The sequence below is a fragment of the Burkholderia sp. SR8 genome (assembly GCF_052851275.1).
The window spans coordinates 83,916-106,259 of sequence record NZ_JAULUC010000009.1 but is presented as its reverse complement, the minus strand read 5'-3'; the positions used below and the strand labels follow the sequence as shown (position 1 = coordinate 106,259).

Genomic DNA, 22,344 nt, shown 5'->3' with positions numbered 1-22,344 from the left:
GTCGGGAAAACACGGAGACGGGCGGCGCGGCACAAACCGGCCGCCCGGACGGAGGTCAGCGCGCGTCGAGCGCCGCGCGCACGGCCGGCAGCGCCGGCGCTCCGGAGGCCGTCGTCACGCCGTCGAGCCAGCCCGCGACGAGCGCCGGGTCGGCCTTCAGCACGTGCTGCGCCGCGACTGCGGGCGACGTCTTGTTGTCGAGCATGTCGGCGATCATCCGGTTCTCGACGTCGACGGAGAACGTCATCTGCCGGAACAGCCGCGCGAGGTTCGCGCACTGGCCGGCAAAGCCGGGGCGCGTGACCGTGTTGACCGTCGCGCCGCCGTAGTTCGGGCCGAAATACGCGTCGCCGCCGGACAGGTACGTCAGGTGGAACTTGGTGTTCATCAGGTGCGGCTCCCACGCGAGAAACACGATCCAGCGCTTGTCGCGCACCGCGCGCTCGACCTGCGTGAGCATCCCCGTCTCGCTCGATTCGACGAGCGACCAGTTCGCCGGCCCCAGCGCATGGTCGGACAGCATCCGCTTGATGTTCTGGTTCGCCGGCGCGCCGGGCTCGATCCCGTAGATCTTGTCGCCGAAGCGGTCCGCATAGCGAGCGAGATCGGCGAACGTGTGCACGCCGGCCGCCGCGACGTAGTCGGGCACCGCGAGCGTGAACTTCGCGCCGCTCAGGTTCGCGTGCAGCACGTCGATCGACTTTTCGTCGACGAACGGCTTCACGAGCGGCGCCTGCGCGGGCATCCAGTTGCCGAGAAACACGTCGACCTGCCCTTTCTTCAAGCCCTGGTACGTGATCGGCACCGACAGGTTCGCGACGTCCTGCCGGTAACCGAGCGCCTTCAGCACGACACCGGCCATCGCGTTGGTCGCGTCGATGTCGGTCCAGCCGGGCGCCGCCATCTTCACGTCGCGGCACGTCTGCGGATCGGCCGCGCGGGCGGGTTGCTGCATCGCGAGCATGCACGCGGCCACGGCGAGCGCCGTGCCGAGCCTGCGGTTTGCTGCGTGGATTTGCCGTTTCATGGTCTGTTTCCTCCGTCGTCGTTCGTCAATGTCCGCGCGATGCGGATCGTTCAGCGCCCGACGCGCGGAAAGCGCGCCATCGCTTCGAGCGTGTCGAGTTCGATGTGATTGCGCATGTAGCGCTGGCTCGCATCGGTAAACGGCTGCCAGTCCCACGCCTGGATGCGGCCCTGCGTCGTCGCCGCGTAATGGAAGCGGCGCCGCCGCTGGCTCGCGCGCACCTGGGCGTCGAGCGCCGGCAGGTTCCAGCGTTGCGCGGCTTCCGCGCGGAAAGCGGCGAGCACGTCGGCGGCTTCGGGCAGGCCGGCCAGGTTGGTGCGCTCGCGCGGATCGTCGGCGAGGTTGTAGAGCTGGTCGGGGTCGGCCGGACAATGCACGTACTTCCAGTCGCCGCGGCGGATCATCACGACAGGCGCGACCGCCCCTTCCGCGAGATATTCGCCGAGCGCGACATCGTGCGCGGGCGCGCCTTGCAGATGCGGGACGAGGCTCGCGCCGTCGACCGGGTCGGGCCAGCCGCCGGCCGGCGCGACCCCGGCCAGGTCGACGAGCGTCGGCAGCAGGTCGACGTGCGACACGGGCCCGCGCACGCGTGCGGCGTCGAAGCGGCCCGGCGCGTGCACGATCAGCGGCACGCGGCAACCGCCTTCGAAAAACGTCATCTTGTACCAGAGCCCGCGCTCGCCGAGCATGTCGCCGTGGTCGGACGTGACGATCACGATCGTGTCGTCGGCGAATCCGCATTGCTCGAGCGCGGCCAGCACGCTGCCGAACTGCGCATCGACGTAGGACGTCGCGCCGTAGTATGCACGGCGCGCGGCGCGAATCTGCGCATCCGTCGGCGGCGTGCGGTCGTTTTCGCAGACGAAACGCAGCCGCTGCGAATGCGGATCGCTTTGCGCCGCATCGAGCCGCACGGCCGGCATGTCGATTTCGTCGTCGCTGTACAGCTCCCAGTACTCGCGCGTGATCGCATACGGGTCGTGCGGATGCGTGAGCGACACGACCATGCAGAACGGCCGTTCGTCGTGCCCCGCCGCACGCTCGCGCGCGACGTCGTACAGCTTCTGCTTCGCCGCGAACGTGACCTCGTCGTCGAAGTCGAGCTGGTTCGTGCGCACGCACGGGCCGGCCTCGAGTACCGAACTCATGTTGTGATACCAGCTCGGCCGCTCGGTCGGCTGGTCCCAGTCGGGCACCCAGCCGAAGTCGGCCGGATAGATGTCGGTCGTGAGCCGCTCCTCGAAACCGTGCAGCTGGTCGGGCCCGCAGAAGTGCATCTTGCCGGACAGCATCGTCCGGTAGCCGCCGGCGCGCAGGTAGTGCGCGAAGGTCAGCGTTTGCGCGGGCAATTCGGCGGCGTTATCGTAGGCGCCGATGCCCGACGGCAGCTTGCCGGTCAGGAGCGAGAAGCGCGACGGCGCGCACAGCGGGCTCGCGCAGTACGCGGCGTCGAACACCACGCCTTGCTTGGCGAGGCGGTCGAGCGTCGGCGTGCGCGCGACGCGGTTGCCGTATGCCGGCAGCGCGAACGGCGTCAGCTGGTCGGCCATCAGGATCAGGATGTTGGGAGTCGGGTTCGTCATCGCGGTCGTGGGGAAATCGGTGTTCGAACGGAGCAGCGCGACGCTTCGACGGCGACGCAGCCGGCATGACGGACGCAGCGTGCAGAAAATGCCGCGCGCACGTTCCGCGACTGGCAGAATCGCGGAAGGGCCGCTGCAACGCCGGGCCGTCCGAAGCACTATCTCCCGCCCGAATTCGCGCGGGAAGGCGTCCGGCCCTTATGGGGCCATTAGAGAGACTTATGTCGAAATCCGAACCGTTACCGTCGATGCAGGCGCTGCGCGCGTTCGAATCGGCCGCGCGTCTGCAGAGCTTCACCGCCGCCGCACGCGAGCTCGGCTCCACGCAGCCGGCCGTGAGCCAGCAGGTGTTCCAGCTCGAGGCGGAACTCGGCGTGCCGCTGTTCGAGCGCAGCCCGCGCGGCGTCACGCTGACGAGCGACGGCCAATGCCTGTACGAAGCAGTGCGGGTGAGCCTCGACACGCTGCGCGGCGCGACCGCGACGCTGCGCGCGCGCCGCGAGCACGGCGCGCTCACGATCATCACGGATTTCGGTTTCGCGACCTACTGGCTGATGCCGCGCCTCGCCGGCCTGAAGCGCGTGATGCCGGACGTCGACGTGCGGGTCGTCACGTCGCAGGATTACGACGCGCAGCGCGACCACGCGGACATCGCGATCCTGTTCGGCGACGGTCACTGGCCGTCGTGCACCGCGGCACGCCTCTTCCCCGAATCCGTCACGCCCGTCTGCTCGCCCGCGTTCCGCGACGCGCATCCGCACGTCGCACGGCCCGACCATCTGCATGCGCTGCCGCTGCTGCACGTGCAGCCGACGCGCCCCGAGCGCTGGCTGTCGTGGGCCGCCTGGTTCGACGCGCACGGGCTCGACGCGCCGGCCGCCGCGCGCGGCGTGACCTTCAACAGCTATGCGCTGGTGATCCATGCGGCGCTGCTCGGCGAGGGCGTCGCGCTCGGCTGGTCGCCGCTCGTCGACGAGCTCGTCGCGTCCGGGCAGCTCGTGAAGCTCGTCGACGCGCCCGTCGTCACGTCGCGCGGCTATTTTCTCGTGCGCCCGCCGCAGCGGCCCGAGCCGGACGCGACGCACGTGTTCCGCCGCTGGCTGCTCGACGCGTGCGCGTCGGCGTGAAAGGCCGTCCGCCCGCAAGCCTGCGCCCCCCGTTCGGCACCGCCTGACGCGTCGCACCGCCCCCGCCGCGCTGGCGCGCCGATACCAGCCACACGGCGGGTTGGTTCTATCCGCGCCCATATCGTCCTGATTTACTTGAGTCTCCCGCGGCCCGTGTCGCGCGGCGCCGTGGTGCGCCGCCGCACGGGTTCGCGCCCCATGACATCCGAGGAATCTCATGACCGCCGACTCACGCCCCGATCAATTCGTCCTGACGCTGTCGTGCCCGAGCGCGGCCGGCCAGGTCGCCGCCGTCGTCGGCTTTCTCGAGCGCCATCGCTGCTACGTCGATGCGCTGAACGTGTTCGACGACGATCTGAGCAACCACTTCTTCGTACGCTGCGTGTTTCATCCGACGGATGAAACGCTGCAGATCGACGCGCTGCGCCAGGAGTTCGGGCCGATCGCGGCCGCGCTCGCCGGCGGCGCGGGCGACACGCAATGGGCGATCCATGACGTGAACGCGCGTCCGAAAGTGCTGATCATGGTGTCGAAGCTCGAGCACTGCCTCGCGGACCTGCTGTTCCGCTGGCGAATGGGCGAGCTGAAGATGGACATCGTCGGCATCGTGTCGAACCATCCGGACTTCGAGCCGCTCGCCGCGCAGCACGGGCTGCCGTTCCGTCATTTCCCGATCACGGCCGACACCAAGGCACAGCAGGAAGCGCAGTGGCTCGACTTCTTCGAATCGAGCGGCGCCGAGCTCGTGATCCTCGCACGTTACATGCAGGTGCTGTCGCAGGAAACCAGCGCGAAGCTCGCGAACCGCGCGATCAACATCCATCACTCGTTCCTGCCCGGCTTCAAGGGCGCGAAGCCGTATCACCAGGCGCATGCGCGCGGCGTGAAGCTGATCGGCGCGACCGCGCACTTCGTGACCGACGATCTCGACGAAGGCCCGATCATCGAGCAGGTGGTCGAGCGCGTCGACCATGCGCTGCGGCCTGAGCAACTGCTGGCGGTCGGGCGCGACGTCGAATGCATCACGCTCGCGCGCGCGGTGAAGGCATTCATCGAGCGCCGCGTGTTCCTGAACGGCGACCGGACGGTGGTGTTTCCGTAAGCGCCTGCGCTCGGCGCGCCGCCAACAAAAAACCGACCGGCAATCAGCCGGTCGGTTTTTTTTCGGGCAGTTCGTTCGTCGCTTCGCGCGACGGCCCCGGTGCGGTGTCCGGTGCGCCGCGCGATGCGTCACGCGCTTACTTCATCCACGCGAAGTAGTACGACAGCCAGATCGTGAGCGCTGCGCCGACCAGCGCCGCGTACGGCATCAGGTTCAGCCACATCGCGCGCTTCGGCACTTCGAGTTCCATGTCGCGCTGCATCTGTGCGGGGAACCGGCCGCGATCCTGCCAGTAGTGGCGATACAGGAACACCGGCACGATCAGCAGCATCGCGATCAGCCCGTTGCGCAGCGTGCCTTCGCCCTGCAGGTTCGCGCCCGCGCCGACGTAGACGAGGTTCGCGTAGCCGCAGATCGAACCGGCGACGAGCAGCCACGTCGGGCAGCGGAACGGCCGGTCCCAGTCGCCGCGGTCCATCCGGTGGATCCAGCCGGACTGCAGGTTCAGGAATACGAACAGCATGTAGCAGACGTTCGAGATCGACAGCACCGTCATGTAGTCCGACATCATCAGCAACACGAGGTTGAAGCCGAGATCGGTCCACATCGCGCGCGTCGGCGAGCCGTGCTCGTTCACGTGCGACAGGTACTTCGGCAGCCAGCCGTCGACCGATGCCTGGTACAGCGTGCGCGACGAACCCATCATCGACGTCATCACGATCAGCAGGATCGACAGCATCAGCATCACGACGACCGCATTCGCGACCCACGCGCCACCGCCGACGATCTTCGCCATCGCGGCCGCGACGCCGGTGCCGTCGCCGATCGCCGGATCGAGCATCGCCTGCGTGCCGAGCGCGCCCTGGAACGCCATCGGCACCAGCGTCATCACGACGAGACACAGTGCGCCCGACCAGAAGATCGCCTTCGCGGTGTCGCGCCGCGGATCGCGGAACTCGCGCGTGTAGCAGACGGCCGTCTCGAAGCCGTACGACGCCCAGCCGGCCATGAACATCGCGCCGAGCGCCATCGTGACGCCCTGCCCGTTCCAAGAGCCGAACGTCGCGGCCGTGAGGTTGCCGTGCGCATCGTGGCCGAGCGGCAGCAGCGGGAGCAGGTTCGACATCGGCACGTCGCCGGTGACGAACGGCACGATGCCGACGATCAGCAGCGGCGTGAGCGATGCAATGCCGAGGATGCGCTGCGTGCGCGCCGCCTTCGATGCGCCGCTGTGCTGAAGCTTGAACGTGATGAGAAGCAGGATCGTCGCGATGATGAACGTCGCGTTGATGCGAAGCGAGAGCCCCGGCTTGATGAAACCGAGATTCGCCACCGTGAGCTGCCAGTGCAGCACCGCGGCATCGGCGGGAAAGAGACTCGTGAGTGCGTAGCTCGCCGCGAGGCCGCAGCCGAGCGCGAGCATCGGCGACCACGCGAGCCAGTTGCACCACACGGAAACCGGGGCAATCAGCTTGCTGTAACGGACCCATCCGATCGCGCCATACACCGACGCGCCGCCCGATTTATGAGGAAATAGCCCCGATATTTCCGCATAAGTCGCGCTTTGAATCAGCCCCATCGTGATCGCGGCGATCCAGATCGCCCACGCGGGCTGGCCGATCGTCGTGCATACGCCGCCGATCGTGAACAGCACGCCTGCCGGCACGCCGCTCGTTACCCAAAAAGCGTCTTTCCAGGTCAGGCCACGATGCAGCGTATGGCCCGTCGAATCATGTGAGATGGTTGCCTCAACATCACTGGTGCGATTCGCACGCAGTCCTGCCTGACTCATCCAATGCCTCCTGAGATGACTCCGCACAAGGGCCGTAGTGTAACAACTTACGGGCTTTTTTGCAGAATCAGTAAAAGAAAACCGGGATATGGCTGCATGAATTCACGATTGTTTCGGATTCCTGCATGCCATTCCCGGCGTATTGTTGTAATGCTTCGCGCGACGAATCGCCGCGGTGTTACTGCGCGCCTTCAGTCCACGAATTCACGCGGTCCGCATGCGCGGCAATCCATGCATCCGCAGCCGCTTCCGGCTTCGAACCGTTCTGGATCGCGAGCATCACGCTGTCGATTTCGCCCGGCTTCCACTGGAACTTCTTCAGGAACGCGACGACCGGCTTTGCCTTCGTTTCGAGCTGCGGGTTCACGACGCTGTCGACGTGCTCGGCGCCGCCGAACACCTTCTTCGGGTCTTCGAGGAAGCGCAGCTTCCACTTCGCGAACATCCAGTGCGGCGCCCAGCCGGTCACGATCACCGGCTTGTTCGCGCCGACCGAGCGCGACAGCTCGGCCGTCATCGCACTGCCCGAGCTCGGCATCAGCGTGTAGCTGAGCCCGTAGTTCTTGATCGCCTCGTCGGTCTTGCGCATCACGCCCGCACCGGCATCGATGCCGACGATCCGGCCGCCGAAGCTGCTCTTCTCGGCGTTCAGGTCCTCGATGCTCTTCGCCTTCACGTAGTCGGGAACGATCAGGCCGATCTTCGCGTCGGGAAAGTTCGCGCCGACGTCGACGACCTTGCTCTTGTACTCGCTCCAGTACGAGCCGTGCGTGACCGGCAGCCACGCGGACAGCGTCGCATCGAGGTCGCCGCGCGCAACGCCCTGCCACATGATCCCGGCCGCCACCGGCACCAGCTGGACCTGGTAACCGAGCTTCTTCTCGATCACGCGGGCCGCGACGTTCGACGTCGCGACGCTGTCGTCCCAGCCTTCGACGTAGCCGATCTTCAGCGTCGGTTTGGTATCGGCAAGCGCCGACGCGCTCAGTGCCACCATCGCCGACAGGGCACCGCTCCACAACAGTTTTCCGAACAGTTTCATGGTCGATCTCCTTGATATGCGCACACCGCGCGTTGTCTCTCTAGGTTCTTCAACCACAAATCCGCGGTATCGTTCTTTTCCGACGGATGCTTGTCCGAACGCGACGCGTCCGGACAGCCGGTGGCGTACTGGACTACTTGTCGATCACGAGATCCGACAGCGGCTTGCTGCAGCACAGCAGCACCATCCCCTGGTCGATTTCGCGCTGGCGGATGCCGCCGTTGTGCTTCATCTCGACCTGCCCCGACACGAGCTTCACCTTGCAGGTGCCGCACATGCCCTGCGTGCACGATGCCGGCAGCCGCACGCCGGACTGCCGCGCCGCGTCGAGCACGTGCTGCTCGGAGCCGCACGAAATCTCGCGGTTGCTCTTCGCGAAGCTGACCGTGTACTGCTTCGTCGCGACGTCGCCGCCGTCGGCCGCCGGCACGAGTTCGGCGAGCACGTCGTCGCTCGCGGTCTGTGCGAGCGTTTCGAACGAGAAGCTTTCCTCGTGATACTGCTTGCGATCGAAACCGGCTTCGTCGAGCAGGTCGCGCACCGCCTTCATGTACGGCGCGGGGCCGCACGTGAAGATCTCGCGCTCCATGAAGTCCGGTGCGATCAGCTTCAGCAGCGGCAGCGTCAGGAAGCCCGTGACGCCCGGCCAGTTCGTGCGCGAACCGACGCGCTCGACGACGAACGACGTGCGGAAATTCGTATGGTTCGACGCGATCAGGTCGAGCTCGCGCGCGAAGATGATGTCGTCCGGCGTGCGGGCGCTATGCACGAACAGGATGTCGCGATCCTCGGCGAGATCGTGGTGTGCACGGCTCATCGACATCAGCGGCGTGACACCCGAGCCGGCCGACAGGAACAGGTACTTGCGCGCCGGATGCCGCGCGCACGTGAATTCGCCGGCCGGGCCGAGCACGCGAACCGACGCGCCCGGCTGCAGGTTGTCGTGCAGCCAGTTCGACACCTTGCCGCCCGGCACGCGCTTCACCGTGATCGAGATCGTGTGCGGCCGCGCCGGCGACGACGAGATCGTGTAGCACCGGTTGATCGTCTCGCCTTCGATGTCGAGCTCGAGCGTGATGAACTGCCCGGGCTCGAACGAGAACGCACGGCCTTGCGGCGAACGGAAGAAGAAGCTCTTCACGTCGTGGGTTTCCTGCCGAACGTGGCAGCACACCAGCGTTTCCTCGACGTCGCTCGTCCAGCGCTCCGGAAGCGCGCTCCAGAACGCCGGGTGGGTGACCCGGCTGTCCGCCGGCTCGAAATGGGCCGCATCTCGCATCATGTGTAACTCCGCTTCAGTGCTGGGTACTACTACGCGCCGGTCTTTTCGGCGAGCCGGCCGATGTACCAGGCCGAGAATTTTTCGACGAGACCTTCCGTGTACGGCGAATACGGGCCCGGTTCGTACGCGCTGCTGGTCGCGCCGCGCTGCGAGAATTCGACGAGCGCGCGATCCTGGTCGTTGGTCGCGTTCCACACGGCCGTCAGGTTCTTCACGTCGTAGTCGATGCCTTCCTTCGCGTCCTTGTGCACGAGCCACTTGGTGCGCACGAGCGTCTTGCCGGCCGACAGCGGAATCACCGAGAACGTCACGATGTGATCGCTCATGAAGTGGTGCCACGAGTTCGGCTGCGTCCAGAACGACAGGCCGCCGAGGTCGGCCTGGTCGAACTTGCCGAGCAGCTTCTTCGACGCGACCTTCGCGTCGAGCGTCTGCGATTCGCCGTGGCGGTCGAGCGGCAGGCGCTGCGTGCGGAAGCCCGTCACGTCGAGCAGCTTTTCGATTTCGGCGGACGGCAGGCCCATCTCGGCCCATTCCTTGCCGCGGCGCACGCACGTTTCGGCGAATGCATCCATGCCTTCGGCGTTCGCGTCGGAGCGCTGGTAGCCGAAGCCGTATTCGTACAGCGAGATCGTCAGCTCCGGATGGTTCGCGACGCAGTGATAGCACTCGCGGTTGTTCTCCATCGTGAGCTTCCAGTTGCCTTCCTCGATGATGTCGATCTGCGCGGCGATCTTCGTGTTCGGCAGATCGTGCGGCAGCAGATACGGCTCCATCTCGGCGCGCAGCTGCGCGAAGTCGGCCGGCGGCTCCTCCGCGAGGCACACGAAGATCAGGCCCGCGAGGTTCTGCACGTGCACCGACTTCAGGCTGTGCTTGCAGCGGTCGAACTTCTCGCCCATGTGCTCGGCGAACATCAGCTGGCCCGTCAGGTTGTAGGTCCAGCTGTGGTACGGGCACACGATGTTGCCGACCGAGCCCTTGTCTTCGTTGCACAGGCGCGCGCCGCGGTGCCGGCACACGTTGTGGAACGCGCGGATTTCCATGTCGTCGTCGCGCACGATCAGGATCGAGTCGCTGCCCAGTTCCACGGTCACGTAGTCGCCCGGCTCGGGAATGTCCGGTTCGATTGCGACCTGGATCCAGTGCTGGCGGAAAATCGCCTCCATGTCGAGGGCGAAGATTTCCTCGCTCGTGTAGAACGGCGCCTCGAGGCTGTAGCCTTCCTTGCGGCGTTCGATCAGTGCGCGAATGTCTGCCGATACTTTCATCGTTTGCTCCGGATTCCTTGCGTCCCAGTGTTGTTGCCGACAGGCATCAAAATCAGTAGTCGATGAGCTGATGCTCGCGCAAATACGCGAGGATCACTTGTGCTTTTTCGACTGAACTCCCTTCATTTACGACGTTGCCGCCGCGGCTTTCGGTCGTCGTCGCGGACAGCATCCGGGCATGCCCGGAGCGCTTCTCGGCGGCGACCAGCTTTACGGGTTTACGCTCGATCGGACCGACCTTCCATGCGGCCGCATCGGCATCCGTGCCGGGCGCCGTGAGCGCCGGACGGATCGTGCCGGCCCGCAGCCGCGCATACGCGTAGCGCGGCGCAACGTTCGCGAGCGGATGGACCGCGACGACGGCCGGCAGCGCCGTGTCGACGCGCCGCCGCAGCCCTTTCGGCAAGAATTGCCGCACCGCCGCGCGGCCGCCGCCGACCGTCACGTCGACGGCCGAGCCGACGAGCGGATAGCCGAGCGTCGCGGCAACGCGATACGGCAGCATCCCGGTGTCGTATGCGCCCTCGGCGCGCGTGCCGGTCAGCACGAGGTCGTAGCCCTCGACGCGCGCGGCGATCGCGTGCACGGCATCGTCGCCGTCGCGGCAGGCCAGTACTTCGACCTGGCGCGCGCCGAGCGCGAGATATTCGGCAAGCGCTTCATTCGCGGGGTCGCCCGCATGGATCACGTCGAGCTGCGCGCGATGCTGCTCCGCGAGCTGGCGGCCGGCTTCGAGCGCGGCCGCGTCGTTGCGGCTGTAGCGCGCCGTGCCGCTGACCGGATGCCGGCCCACGGACACGAGCACCGCGATGCGTTGCAACTGGCGGGGGGCGTTCATGCTGCGACTCCTTCCGTTTCACGGCTGCCGACCGCAGCCGGTGATTGCCCGCGCGCCGCGCGCGCGGCCTGCACCTGTTCGATCAGCGCGGCGATCGTCGCCTGCGCGTCGCCCACCACCGTCAGGTTCGCGCGCTTCGCGATCGGCGCGCTGCCGTCGAGGTTCACCGCGATCACGTGGCGGCAGTCCTTGATCCCCTGCAGGTGCTGCACCGCGCCGGAGATGCCGAACGCGATGTACACGCTTGCCTCGACCGTCTTGCCGGTCGCGCCCACCTGCTTGTCGCGCGTGAAGTGACCGTTGTCGACCGCGACGCGGCTCGCGCCGATCGCCGCGCCGAATGCGCCGGCGAGCCGCTCGAACGCGCCGATGTCCGACACGCCGTTGCCCGCCGATACGATGAAGTCGGCTTCCTCCAGCGCGACCTGCGCCGCGTCGATTTCCTCGAGGCCGAGATCGCGGTACGGCTGCGCCGCGTCGCCGGCCGGACGGATGAAGTCGGCGGCCAGGCGTTCGCCCGCGCCGACGAACGGCAGCTTCGCCTCGACCGCGTTCTGCGCGAGCAGGATCACGTCGGGCAAGCCGCGGGTCGCGAACGCGCGGCCGGCCTGTGCGTATGCGCCGACATGCTTCGCATCGATCTCGACGACGTGGGTCGCGACGCTCGCGCCGGCCGCCGCGGCATAACGCCGGCCGAGGTCGCCGTCGCCGGTCGCGTTGTCGGGCACGAACACGTGCTTCGGCGCGAGCGCCGCGGCACATGCCTGCAATGCCTGCAATTCGCTTTCGGGCGCGAACGCGCGGCGGTCGAAGCCGGCCAGCTCGATCAGCCTGTCGACGCCGAGTTCGGCCGCGTCGTCCTTCAGTTCGCCGAATGCCAGCAGCGCGACTTCCGTCTGCGCGTCGGCGAGCACCGCGGCGGCGGCGATCGCCTGCCGCGCATGATCGTCGAGCGCGCCGCGCTCGGTATGCGCGACCACCAGCATCACGTGCTTCGGGTCCTGCACCGCGCGGCGCGGCTTCGCGGCCGCGGCGCCGTGGCCGTGCGCGGACCACTGCGCGGCACTCGCATCGGCGCTGCCTTCCTCGCCGAGCGTGATGCGCTTCAGGCCGGCGGCCGTGATGATGAACGGCCGGCGCGGATCGATTCGTTTGATCGTGTTCATCGATTCACTCCAGCGAGGCGGCAACGAGTTCGGCCACGTCGAGCACGTCGGGGCGCGGGCCCACGACGCCTTCGAGCATCGCCGTACAGTTCGGGCATCCGACCGCGACCACGTCCGCGCCGATTGCGCGCGCGTCGGCGATGCGGATGTCGGGAATACGCTGCTTGCCTGGGATGTCGGTCAGCGGCGCACCGCCGCCACCGCCGCAGCAGCGGCCGCGCATGCCGTTGCGCTCCATCTCGACGACCTGGATGCCGATCGTCTTCAGCAGCTTGCGCGGCGATTCCGTCTCGCCGTTGTAGCGGCCGAGGTAGCACGGATCGTGATACGTGGTGCGCTTCTCGCGCACTGCTTCGACGGCCTTCGGCGCGATCTTGCCGGCGTCGGCCAGCTCCGCCATGTAGGTCGTGTGGTGCTTGACCGTCACGCGCAGCCCGAGCGCGCGGTATTCGTTGCGCAGGCTGTGCATCACGTGCGGGTCGGCCGTCACGATCTGCTTGTACGACAGCGAGCCGAGCGTGCCGATCAGGCGCTTCGCCATCTGCTGGAACGTCGCTTCGTCGCCGAGGCGGCGCGCGACGTCGCCGGTGTCGGTTTCGGTCCCGCCGAGCACCGCGTAATCGACGCCCGCCTTGTTCAGCACCTTCACGAACGCACGCAGCGTGCGCTGGTAACGCATGTCGAACGCGCCTTCGCCCGCGACGATCAGCACGTCGACCGGCTTGCCGGGTTGCGCGACCGGTGCGTTCAGGTCGACCGACCAGTCGTAGCGCGCGGTCGCATCGTAGCCGCCCATCGTGCCGGTCTCGCGCAGGTTCGCGAGCACTTCCTGGCCCTTGCCCGGCACCGTGCCGTGCACGAGCGTGCGGTTGCGGCGCATGTCGACGATCGCATCGACGTGCTCGATCAGCATCGGGCACTCCTGCACGCAGGCGCGGCAGGTGGTGCACGACCACAGCGTCTGCTCCTCGATCAGGCCGGACACGATCGGGCCGTTCGGCTCGCCGCGATGCTGGCCGACCGCGAGGCCCGGCGTCGGGCTGCCGGCGTACGCGGCATCGGTGCCGCCCGCCATCCCCACGACGAGATCCTGGATCAGCTTCTTCGGGTTCAGCGGCTGGCCCGATGCGAACGCGGGGCACGCGGCTTCGCACTTGCCGCACTGCACGCACGCGTCGAAGCTCAGCAGCTGGTTCCAGCGGAATTCGACGGGCTTCGCGACACCGTACTCTTCATGCTCGATGTCCGGCAGCTTCAGCGCGGTCGGCGGCGTGGCCGTGCCGTTGCCCGTGAACGAGTCGCGGGTCGCCGCGAAACGCTCCTGGCGCGGGTGGAACGCGAGGTGCAGCAGGCCGGCGATCGCGTGCTTCATCGGGCCGCCCTTCGCGGCGCCGACCGTCATCGTGAACGCGCCGACGCCGATCAGCAGCGCGCAGAGCACCGCGAACGCACCCGACATCGCACCGGCCGGCACGACCATGAACAGCACGAGGCCGAGCGCGAACGAGCCGAGCAGCCACGGCAGCGCATTCCACGGGCCGCGCGACAGGCGGGCCGGCACGTCCTTCGCCGCGCGGCGGCGCCAGACGAACACTACGCCGACGAGCATCGCGAGCGCCGCGAGGAAGATCAGCTTGTCGAGCCACGGCGAATAGATCGCGAGGCCGTAGTTGACGAACACCAGCGCGAGCGCGGCGATCGCGCCGCCGGCGGTCGCGACGTGGGTCTTCGCGATGTACGGATCGCGGGCCACCACGTGGTGCAGGTCGACGAAGTAGCGCTTCGGGATCGCGAACAGGTTCGCGACGCCGAACGAGCCGGGCGCCGTCGCGCGCCCGAGACGCCAGTAGGACGAGCGCTTCGCGACCGCGAACGCGAGCCCCGCCACCGACAGCCACAGCAGTGCGGTAATGAGGAAAGCCGGATTCATTTTTAGAAATCCTTCACGAGGCGCAGCGAGTCGTAGATCGCACCGTGGACGTTGTGCATCGAGATGCAGTCGCCGACACGGAACAGCAGGAAGCGGCCGTTGCCCAGTTCTTCCGACAGGCACGGCTGCGGCTCGGCCGCGAACAGCGTGTGCGGATCGATCTGGCCGCGGTTCACCGATTCCGGCTTGAGCTTCCAGTACAACTCGTCGTTCGGCGACGAACCGTTCTCGATCACCACCTGGTCGACCGCGCGCTCTTCGAGCTCCTCGGTGTATTCGTTGCGCAGCACGGCGATGATCTTGCCGTCTTCCTCGTACACGCGATCGAGCATCGTGTTCGGCGTCGGGATCACGCCGAGCGCATACAGGCGGCGATAGAAGATCGGGAACGTCGTGCCGCCGCAATCGTCGGCGACCTTCACGTCGGGCGTGACGACCTCGACCTTCGAGCCGCGGCTCGCCATGAAGTCGGCGACGCCCGCGCCCGCATGGGTGCTCACGCCGTCGAACAGCAGCACGTTCTGCTTCGGCTCGACCTTGCCGGTCAGGATGTCCCACGAGCTGACGGCCAGCCCTTCGGCGACGCCCCACGCCGGCACCTGCCACGTGAAGCTCGACCCGCCGGTCGCGAGCACGACGATGTCCGGCTTCTCGGCCATGATCATCTTCTCGTCGGCCGCGACGCCGAGGCGCCGGTCGACGCCGAGGCGCTTCGTTTCCATGTCGAACCAGCGGATGATCCCCGACATCTGTTCGCGCTGCGGCGCCTTCGCGGCGATCATCACCTGGCCGCCGACTTCGGCGTTCTTCTCGAACAGCACGACGTCGTGGCCGCGCAGCTTCGCGACGCGCGCCGCCTCGAGGCCCGCGGGGCCGGCGCCGACCACCACCACCTTGCGCTTCGGACCGCGCGACTTCTCGATGATGTGCGGCATCGTCGCTTCGCGCGACGTCGCGGCGTTCTGGATACACAGCACGTCGAGGCCGTTGTACTGGCGGTCGATGCAGTAGTTCGCGCCGACGCACTGCTTGATTTCGTCCTCGCGGCCGTCGCGGATCTTGATCACCATGTGCGGATCGGCGATCTGCGCGCGCGTCATGCCGACCAGGTCGATCATCCCGTTCGCGAGCAGGCGCTCGGCCTGGCCCGCATCGCGAATGCTTTGCGCGTGCATCACCGGAATCTTCACGACCGACTTGATGCCGGCCGCGAGGTGCACGAACGGCTCCGGCGGCAGCGCCATCGGCGGCATGCAGTTCGCGATCGTGTTGTGCGTGTCGCCGCCCGAACCGACCACGCTCAGGTAGTCGATCAGGCCCGTCTCGGACATCGCCTGCGCGATTTCCTTCAGCGCTTCGTGATCGAGGCCGTCTTCGTGGAATTCGTCGCCGCACATGCGCAGGCCGACGCAGAAGTCCTTGCCGACCGCTTCGCGCACGGCCGTCAGCACTTCGATGCCGAAGCGCAGACGGTTCTCGAGGCTGCCGCCCCATTCGTCGGTACGATGGTTCGAACGCTTGCTCCAGAACTGGTCGATCAGGTGCTGGTGCGCGGCGGAGATCTCGATGCCGTCCATGCCGGCCGCCTTCACGCGCTTCGCGGCGGCCGCGAAGTCGCCGATGATGCGGCGGATTTCCTCGATCTCGATGATCTTCGCGTTGCCGCGGTGCACCGGCTCGCGCACGCCCGACGGCGACATCAGGTGCGGCCAGTGCTCGCCGTGGAACGACGAGCGGCGGCCCATGTGCGTCGCCTGGATCATGATCTTCGCGCCGTGCTTGTGCATCGTGTCGGCCAGACGCGTGAGCGGATCGATGATCTTGTCGTTCGACAGGTTCACCGACTTCCACCAGCCTTGCGGGCTGTCGATCGACACGGGGCTCGAGCCGCCGCAGATCGCGAGGCCGACGCCACCCTTCGCCTTCTCTTCGTAATAGCGGATGTAGCGGTCGCCCGGCAGGCCGCCCGGCTCGGCATACACCTCGGCGTGCGCGGTGCTGACGATCCGGTTGCGCAGCGTCAGCTGGTTCAGCTGCATGGGTTTGAACAGGTGGGGATAACGCATCGCAGGCGACCTCTGGCGTTCGAATGTCTCGTGTTGCGGGTGTTGTGGTGTTGCTGTGTCGTTACGTCAGCGCATCAGTGCGCGATCGGCGACACTTCGAATACGCAGTGGTCGTGGTGCTCGGCCGCACACTGCACTTCCTTCGACTGCGCGCGCGGCGCACCCTTGCCTTCCGGCGTCGTGTCGTTGACCCAGTCCATCGCGCCGGCGAACCAGCCCGCGAACATGTAGCAGAGCTTGCCTTCCTTGCCCGGCTGCTGGAGCACGAACGACGAGTGGCGCAGCTCGATCTTCGCGCGTGCGCTGGCCGGATCGGCCTCGATGATCGAGAACAAACCCCAGCCGCGTTGCGACAGACGCTTCAGGTAGTGCTCGAATACGGCCATGCCGGTGAGCCCGTGCAGCTTCGCTTCCTTGTCGCACCAGTGATACGCGGACTTGTAGCCGGCCTTGTACAGGATCTCGGCATACGCGTCGACGCCGAGCGCTTCCTCGACGGCGACGTGGTTGTTCGTGAAGAAGTGGCGCGGCACGTACAGCATCGGCAGCGCGTCGGTGGTCCAGACGCCGGTATCGGGATCGACGTTGATCGGCAGTTGCGGTTGCATCGTGGTGACTCCGTGAGGAAAAATGGCCGCGCGGCTCGGGCGCAGGCACGACATCGTCCGCGTGCCCGCGCGCCAGGCGCCGGCACGTCCCGATTGTTCTAGTGTTGAATTTCCGTTGGCGGTTCGGGCCGGCGAGCGCTTATGCGCCCCACACGTCCTTGAACACGCGCACCCAGTTCTCGCCCATGATCTTGCGGATACGCGATTCCTTCCAGCCGTGGCGTTCCATCGCCGCGGTTAGGTTCGGGAATTCGCCGATCGTGCGGATGCCGTCCGGGTTGATCACCTTGCCGAAGTTCGTCAGCTGGCGATAGCGGCCCTTGTCATGCGTCAGCATGTCGAAGAATTCCTTCGCGAAATCCTGCGTGAAGTCCGTGCCGATGCCGACCGCGTCTTCGCCGATCAGGTTCACGACGTAGTCGATCGCCTCGATGTAGTCGTCGATGTTCGCTTCGATCCCGCGCTTCAGGAACGGCGCGAACATCGTCACGCCGACGAAGCCGCCGGCGTCGGCGATTTCCTTCAGCTGCGCGTCGCTCTTGTTGCGCGGATGTTCCTTCAGGCCCGACGGCAGGCAGTGCGAGTAGCACACCGGCTTCTTCGAGAATGCGATCGCTTCCGACGACGTGTTGCCGCCCACGTGCGACAGGTCGACCATGATGCCGACGCGGTTCATCTCGGTGATCACTTCGCGGCCGAAGTCCGACAGGCCGCCGTCGCGCTCGTAGCAACCGGTGCCGACCAGGTTCTGCGTGTTGTAGCAGAGCTGCACGACGCGCACGCCCATGTCGGCGAACGCCTCGATGTAGCCGAGGTTGTCCTCGAACGCATGCGCGTTCTGGAAGCCGAGGATGATCCCCGTCTTGCCTTCCTTCTTCGCGCGGAAGATGTCGTCGGTCGTGCGCACAAGCGTCAGCAGCTCGCCGTTGTCGCGGATCTTCTTCTTCATCACGCCGATGTTGTCGACGGTCTTGGTGAAGTTCTCCCACACCGACACGGTGCAGTTCGCGGCCGTGATGCCGCCTTTGCGCATGTCCTCGAACACCGGCTTCTCGAACTTCGAGATGTTCAGTCCGTCGATGATGATGCTGTCCTCATGCAGCGTGCTCATATCTGCCTCTCGCTCCAGTCTCTGCTTTTTGTGGGGTCGTCTATCAGTAAATCGGGAAGCGCTCGCAGAGCGCGAAAATCTCGCGGCGCACGCGCTGTTCGGTCGCGTGGTCGCCTTCCGGGTTCGCGCGCAGCGCGTCGAACACTTCGAGAATCAGGCGGCCGATCTCGCGGAACTCCGCGACGCCGAAGCCGCGCGTCGTGCCGGCCGGCGTGCCGAGGCGGATGCCCGACGTGACGGTCGGCTTCTCGGTGTCGAACGGAATGCCGTTCTTGTTGCAGGTGATGCCCGCGCGTTCCAGCGCCTGCTCGACCGGCGCGCCCTTCAGGCCCTTCGGGCGCAGGTCGACCAGCAGCAGGTGGTTGTCGGTGCCGCCGGTGACGAGGTCTACGCCGCCCGCCTTCAGCACTTCGCCGAGCGCCTGCGCGTTCGCGAGCACGTTGTCGATGTAGGTCTTGAAGTCCGCGTGCAGCACTTCGCCGAACGCGACGGCCTTGCCGGCGATCACGTGCATCAGCGGGCCGCCCTGCAGGCCGGGGAACACGGCCGAGTTGATCTTCTTCGCGATCTCCTCGTCGTTGGTCAGCACGAAGCCGCCGCGCGGGCCGCGCAGCGTCTTGTGCGTGGTCGACGTGACGACGTGCGCGTGCTCGACCGGATTCGCATGGCGGCCGGCGGCGATCACACCCGCGATGTGCGCCATGTCGACCATCAGCTTCGCGCCGACGCTGTCGGCGATCGCACGGAAGCGCGCGAAGTCCAGCGCGCGCGGGTACGCCGAGAAACCGGCGATGATGAGGTTCGGCTTGTGCTGGTGCGCGAGTTCCTCGACCTGGTCGTAGTCGATGCGCATCGTGTCGCGGTTCACGCCGTACTGGACCGCGTTGAACCACTTGCCCGACAGCGCCGGCTTCGCGCCGTGCGTCAGGTGGCCGCCGGCGTCCAGCGACATGCCGAGCACCGTGTCGCCCGGCTTCGCCAGCGCGAGCATCACCGAGCCGTTCGCCTGCGCGCCCGAGTGCGGCTGCACGTTCGCGTAGCCGGCGTTGAAGATCTGCTTCACGCGCTCGATCGCCAGCGCCTCGACCTCGTCCGCGAATTCGCAGCCGCCGTAGTAACGCTTGCCCGGATAGCCTTCCGCATACTTGTTGGTCAGCACCGAGCCCTGTGCCTCGAGCACCGCGCGCGACACGATGTTTTCCGACGCGATCAGCTCGACCTGCGACTGCTGGCGCTCGAGCTCCTTCAGGATGGCGCTGCGCACCGGCGCGTCGCGCTCGGCGAGGGGCTGCGAGAAGAAAGGCTGGGTGTTCGACATAGTGCGTCCGTGACGAAGAATAAAGGGCGTGAAACCGAAGCTCGAGGCCCGCCGTACCTGGGTTTCCAGCGCATCCAGTGCAAGGCTGCCGACGGCTCTATTCTTGTCGTTCGGATTTTCGGCGGATTGATGAATTTAGACGCGTTCTTTGCCTTTTCCGCCATGCGCGTCCGTTTTGTACAAGTGACCGGTCGTGCTTTTTCGGATGACCAACCAAACCGCATGTTGCGGTTCACCTATGGACAGGCACTTCGCCGGTGCCTCGGCTGCGCGTCCGGGGTGCAGCGCAGCCCGCTTGCGGTGCAGTGCAACATCGCCCGCGCGCCCATACAACGTATGGAGCTAGGGTTTAGCCGTATGGCACGCTTGTTGCGCTCGCTCACACAATACGGCAGCCCGATCCGTGCCTCTCGGGCGAAAAGCTATTAGAGATTCAAGGAACGCTCCCCATGTCGCCCGACCGCACAGCGTCGCTGTCCCACTTCGCGTTCATGCCTTTACCGAACTTCACGATGATCGCGTTCACGAATGCGATCGAGGTGCTTCGGATGGCGAACTACCTGAGCGGACAGCCGCTCTACCGCTGGTCGGTGATCAGCCCGGACGGCGGCCCGGTCACGGCGAGCAACGGACTCACGGTCGACACGGGGCCGGCCGAGTGCGTCGGCCAGCCGGATATCGTGTTCGTGTGCGGCGGCGTGGACGTGCAGCGCGCGACGACGCCCGCCCATCTGTCGACGCTGCGCCGCTTCGCGCGCTCGGGCATTCCGCTCGGCAGCCTGTGCACGGGCACCTATGCACTCGCGAAGTCGGGGCTGCTCGCCGGCTACGCGTGCGCGATCCACTGGGAAAACATGTCGGCGCTGAAGGAAGAGTTTCCGGACACGCGCTTCCTGAAGGAACTGTTCGTGGTCGATCGCGACCGCATCACGTGCACGGGCGGCGTGGCGCCGCTCGACATGATGCTGAACCTGATCGCCGCGCGCGTGGGCACCGCGCGCGTCACGCAGATCGCCGAGCAGTTCATCGTCGAACACGTGCGCGATACCAGCGCGCAACAACGGATGCCGCTCGTCGCGCGGCTCGGCTCGGCGAACAAGTCGCTGTTCGAAGTGATCTCGCTGATGGAAAACAACATCGAGGAGCCGCTGTCGCGCGAGGAGCTCGCACGGCTCGCGAACATGTCGCAGCGCCAGTTGCAGCGCCTGTTCCGCGAGCACCTCGGGATGACGCCGACGCACTATTACCTGACGCTGCGGCTGCGCCGCGCGCGCGAGCTGCTGCTGCAGACCGACATGTCGATCATGCACATCACGATGGCGTGCGGCTTCCAGTCGGCGTGCCACTTCAGCAAGAGCTATCGCGATGCGTTCGGCGTTGCGCCGACACGCGAGCGCCGCAAGCAGGTCGCACCGCTCGCGCAGGGTGCGGCGGCCGGCGGGCCGGCGTTTCCGGCGCATCTGATTCATGCGTGAAGTGCGCCCGGTGCGATAAAAAAAAGCGGCCTTCTTGAAGGCCGCTTTTCATTTGCGCTTACGAACCCCACACCTGCATTTCGTCGAGCGAGTACCCCCACTGCGTCGCCCGCTTCGTGCCGAGCATCCGCACGTAGCGGCCCTGCGCGTTCAGGTTCGGCAGCGTGACGTGGCCATACGACACGCCGTTGTTCGTCGAGTAGACCGTCGTCCAGTTCGCGTTGTCGTTCGACGTCTGGATCTGGTAGACGAGCGCGCCCGCATCCCAGTACAGATCGACGCTGCTGATCTTCTTCACCGCGCCGAGATCGACGGAGATCCATTGCGGATCGACGCCCGCGCCCTCCGGCGAATCCCAGCGCGTGCTGGTCGTGTTGCCGTCGAACGCCTTGTCGGCCGTGAGCGTCGCGTTGTAGCTCGCCGATGCGGCCGCAGGACGCCCTTGCGACAGCAGCGTCGGCTGCGCGACCGCCGGGCCGCCGTAGTAGTTCGACCCGAGCTTCGCCTTGGTCGAATCCGCATTCACGCCGAACTGCGACAGGCTCCAGCGCTGGCCGCTCGTCACGTCGCCGACGTAGAGCTGGTAGCCGCCCGCCGTCGTCGACGAGAAGAACACGTAGTTCGTGCCGCTGACCGGCGCCGGATCCGAGTTGTTGCTCATGCAGTCGTTGATCGGCAGCGCGTTCGGCGTCGATGCCGGATCAGCGGTCTTCGCATAGATCTGGTCCGCGCCGCCGGTATCCTTCCAGCGCGCATAGAACACCATGCCGTCGCGGCGCACGATCGGATAGTAGGTCTGCAACCCGGCCGGGTGATCGAACGTGGCAGTCTGACCGGTCGCGATCGTGCGCTTCATCAGACCCATGTTCGAGCCGGTGCCCGTCGCGTAGTACACGGCGCTCGCGTCCGGCGCGAGGAACGGCATCGAGTATTCGGCGCCGGCCGGCGCGTTGGTCAGGCTCACGACCGACGTGAATACCGGCCCCGCGCTGGTGTACGACAGCGTGCCCTGCTTCACGTCGCCGTTCTGCTTGAACACGAGCGTCTTGCCGTCCGCGCTGAACTTCGGATCCTCGTTGCGCGTCGCGCCGGTGCTGTGCGTCATGTTGACGGGCGCCGTGCCGGCGCCGAGCTGCAGCATGAACACGTTCCACGCGCCGTTGCTGATGCCCATGAACGCGAGCCACTTGCCGTCGGGGCTGAACACGCCGTTCATCGGATCGGTGATGCCCCAGCTGCTCTTGCTGAGTTGCGTGAGCGTATGGGCGGAAAAGTCGTACAGGAACAGCTGGCTCGTGCCGTCGCCGTATTTGACGTAGCTGTGATAGACGAGCTTGCCGGTCAGCGCGGCGGGAAACGACGCGTTCGATTGGGTCGGCGGGTTGCTGATGCAGGCTGCTGATGCGGTGCTGCTGAACAGAGTGACGGCGATGCCGGCCATGAGGCCCGCAGCGAAGAACTTCGATTTCACGCTTGGTTGCTTCCGGGTAAAGGTAGGGACGGACGCCGCAGAAAAGAACCCGCACCAAGGGTGCGCGGGTCACGGATCCGCCATTGGCAGCGTGAACGCGGTACCGATCACGCCTCGGGAATGAAACTTGCG

18 protein-coding genes are annotated in these 22,344 nt (G+C 66.6%); 4 read left to right on the top strand and 14 right to left on the bottom strand.

The window, feature by feature from the left end:
• Positions 1–55: 55 nt before the first annotated feature.
• Positions 56–1,027 (bottom strand): choline ABC transporter substrate-binding protein, encoded by a 972-nt coding sequence (gene choX, locus Q3A80_RS14145; protein ID WP_446329595.1) that lies wholly within the window; start codon positions 1,025–1,027, stop codon positions 56–58.
• 50 nt (positions 1,028–1,077) lie between these two features.
• Complete coding sequence (betC, locus tag Q3A80_RS14140; RefSeq protein ID WP_446329594.1) at positions 1,078–2,613, bottom strand: choline-sulfatase; 1,536 nt, start codon at positions 2,611–2,613, stop codon at positions 1,078–1,080.
• Between the two features lie 200 nt (positions 2,614–2,813).
• On the opposite strand from betC, the gene Q3A80_RS14135 reads away from it, so the two are divergent.
• Positions 2,814–3,740, top strand: a complete 927-nt coding sequence (locus tag Q3A80_RS14135; RefSeq protein WP_446329593.1) for a choline sulfate utilization transcriptional regulator — start codon at positions 2,814–2,816, stop codon at positions 3,738–3,740.
• 217 nt (positions 3,741–3,957) lie between these two features.
• Entirely contained in the window at positions 3,958–4,842 is an 885-nt protein-coding gene (gene purU, locus Q3A80_RS14130) for a formyltetrahydrofolate deformylase (RefSeq protein ID WP_040140800.1), read from the top strand.
• Positions 4,843–4,978: 136 nt separating this feature from the next.
• On the opposite strand, the gene Q3A80_RS14125 is transcribed toward purU, so the two are convergent.
• From Q3A80_RS14125 to Q3A80_RS14075, 11 genes are all read right to left on the bottom strand, one after another.
• Positions 4,979–6,634 carry an APC family permease gene (locus tag Q3A80_RS14125; protein ID WP_446329592.1) on the bottom strand — a complete coding sequence of 552 codons (1,656 nt, stop codon included), beginning with the start codon at positions 6,632–6,634 and terminating at the stop codon, positions 4,979–4,981.
• A 178-nt stretch (positions 6,635–6,812) separates the two neighbouring features.
• On the bottom strand, positions 6,813–7,676 hold the full coding sequence (locus Q3A80_RS14120; RefSeq protein ID WP_446329591.1) for a glycine betaine ABC transporter substrate-binding protein: 864 nt from the start codon (positions 7,674–7,676) through the stop codon (positions 6,813–6,815).
• Positions 7,677–7,809: 133 nt separating this feature from the next.
• The gene (locus Q3A80_RS14115) at positions 7,810–8,958 is read right to left on the bottom strand and encodes an FAD-binding oxidoreductase (protein ID WP_446329590.1); all 1,149 of its coding nucleotides are present in this window, start codon (positions 8,956–8,958) and stop codon (positions 7,810–7,812) included.
• Between the two features lie 29 nt (positions 8,959–8,987).
• Positions 8,988–10,229 (bottom strand): aromatic ring-hydroxylating oxygenase subunit alpha, encoded by a 1,242-nt coding sequence (locus Q3A80_RS14110; protein ID WP_446329589.1) that lies wholly within the window; start codon positions 10,227–10,229, stop codon positions 8,988–8,990.
• A gap of 52 nt (positions 10,230–10,281) precedes the next feature.
• Positions 10,282–11,067: an electron transfer flavoprotein subunit beta/FixA family protein gene (locus Q3A80_RS14105; RefSeq protein ID WP_446329588.1), complete on the bottom strand. Its 786-nt coding sequence runs from the start codon at positions 11,065–11,067 to the stop codon at positions 10,282–10,284.
• The gene (locus tag Q3A80_RS14100; RefSeq protein WP_446329587.1) at positions 11,064–12,233 is read right to left on the bottom strand and encodes an FAD-binding protein; all 1,170 of its coding nucleotides are present in this window, start codon (positions 12,231–12,233) and stop codon (positions 11,064–11,066) included. Before Q3A80_RS14100 ends, Q3A80_RS14105 begins: the two co-directional genes overlap by 4 nt.
• 4 nt (positions 12,234–12,237) lie before the next feature.
• Positions 12,238–14,163 carry a (Fe-S)-binding protein gene (locus tag Q3A80_RS14095; RefSeq protein WP_446329586.1) on the bottom strand — a complete coding sequence of 642 codons (1,926 nt, stop codon included), beginning with the start codon at positions 14,161–14,163 and terminating at the stop codon, positions 12,238–12,240.
• Positions 14,164–14,165: 2 nt separating this feature from the next.
• Entirely contained in the window at positions 14,166–16,229 is a 2,064-nt protein-coding gene (locus tag Q3A80_RS14090) for an NADH:flavin oxidoreductase (RefSeq protein WP_044844361.1), read from the bottom strand.
• 74 nt (positions 16,230–16,303) lie between these two features.
• A complete protein-coding gene (locus tag Q3A80_RS14085; RefSeq protein WP_048243292.1) occupies positions 16,304–16,837 on the bottom strand; it encodes a DUF5943 domain-containing protein in 534 nt (177 codons plus the stop codon).
• 139 nt (positions 16,838–16,976) lie between these two features.
• Entirely contained in the window at positions 16,977–17,948 is a 972-nt protein-coding gene (locus Q3A80_RS14080; RefSeq protein WP_446329585.1) for a dipeptidase, read from the bottom strand.
• Between the two features lie 43 nt (positions 17,949–17,991).
• Positions 17,992–19,266 (bottom strand): serine hydroxymethyltransferase, encoded by a 1,275-nt coding sequence (locus Q3A80_RS14075; RefSeq protein WP_166721850.1) that lies wholly within the window; start codon positions 19,264–19,266, stop codon positions 17,992–17,994.
• A gap of 9 nt (positions 19,267–19,275) precedes the next feature.
• Between Q3A80_RS14075 and Q3A80_RS14070 the strand changes: the two genes are divergently transcribed.
• Entirely contained in the window at positions 19,276–19,695 is a 420-nt protein-coding gene (locus Q3A80_RS14070; RefSeq protein WP_446329584.1) for a hypothetical protein, read from the top strand.
• A 20-nt stretch (positions 19,696–19,715) separates the two neighbouring features.
• A complete protein-coding gene (locus Q3A80_RS14065) occupies positions 19,716–20,741 on the top strand; it encodes a GlxA family transcriptional regulator (RefSeq protein WP_446329583.1) in 1,026 nt (341 codons plus the stop codon).
• A 58-nt stretch (positions 20,742–20,799) separates the two neighbouring features.
• Here the strand turns inward: Q3A80_RS14065 and Q3A80_RS14060 are convergent, their stop codons facing one another.
• The gene (locus tag Q3A80_RS14060; protein WP_446329582.1) at positions 20,800–22,212 is read right to left on the bottom strand and encodes a discoidin domain-containing protein; all 1,413 of its coding nucleotides are present in this window, start codon (positions 22,210–22,212) and stop codon (positions 20,800–20,802) included.
• Positions 22,213–22,344: the final 132 nt, after the last annotated feature.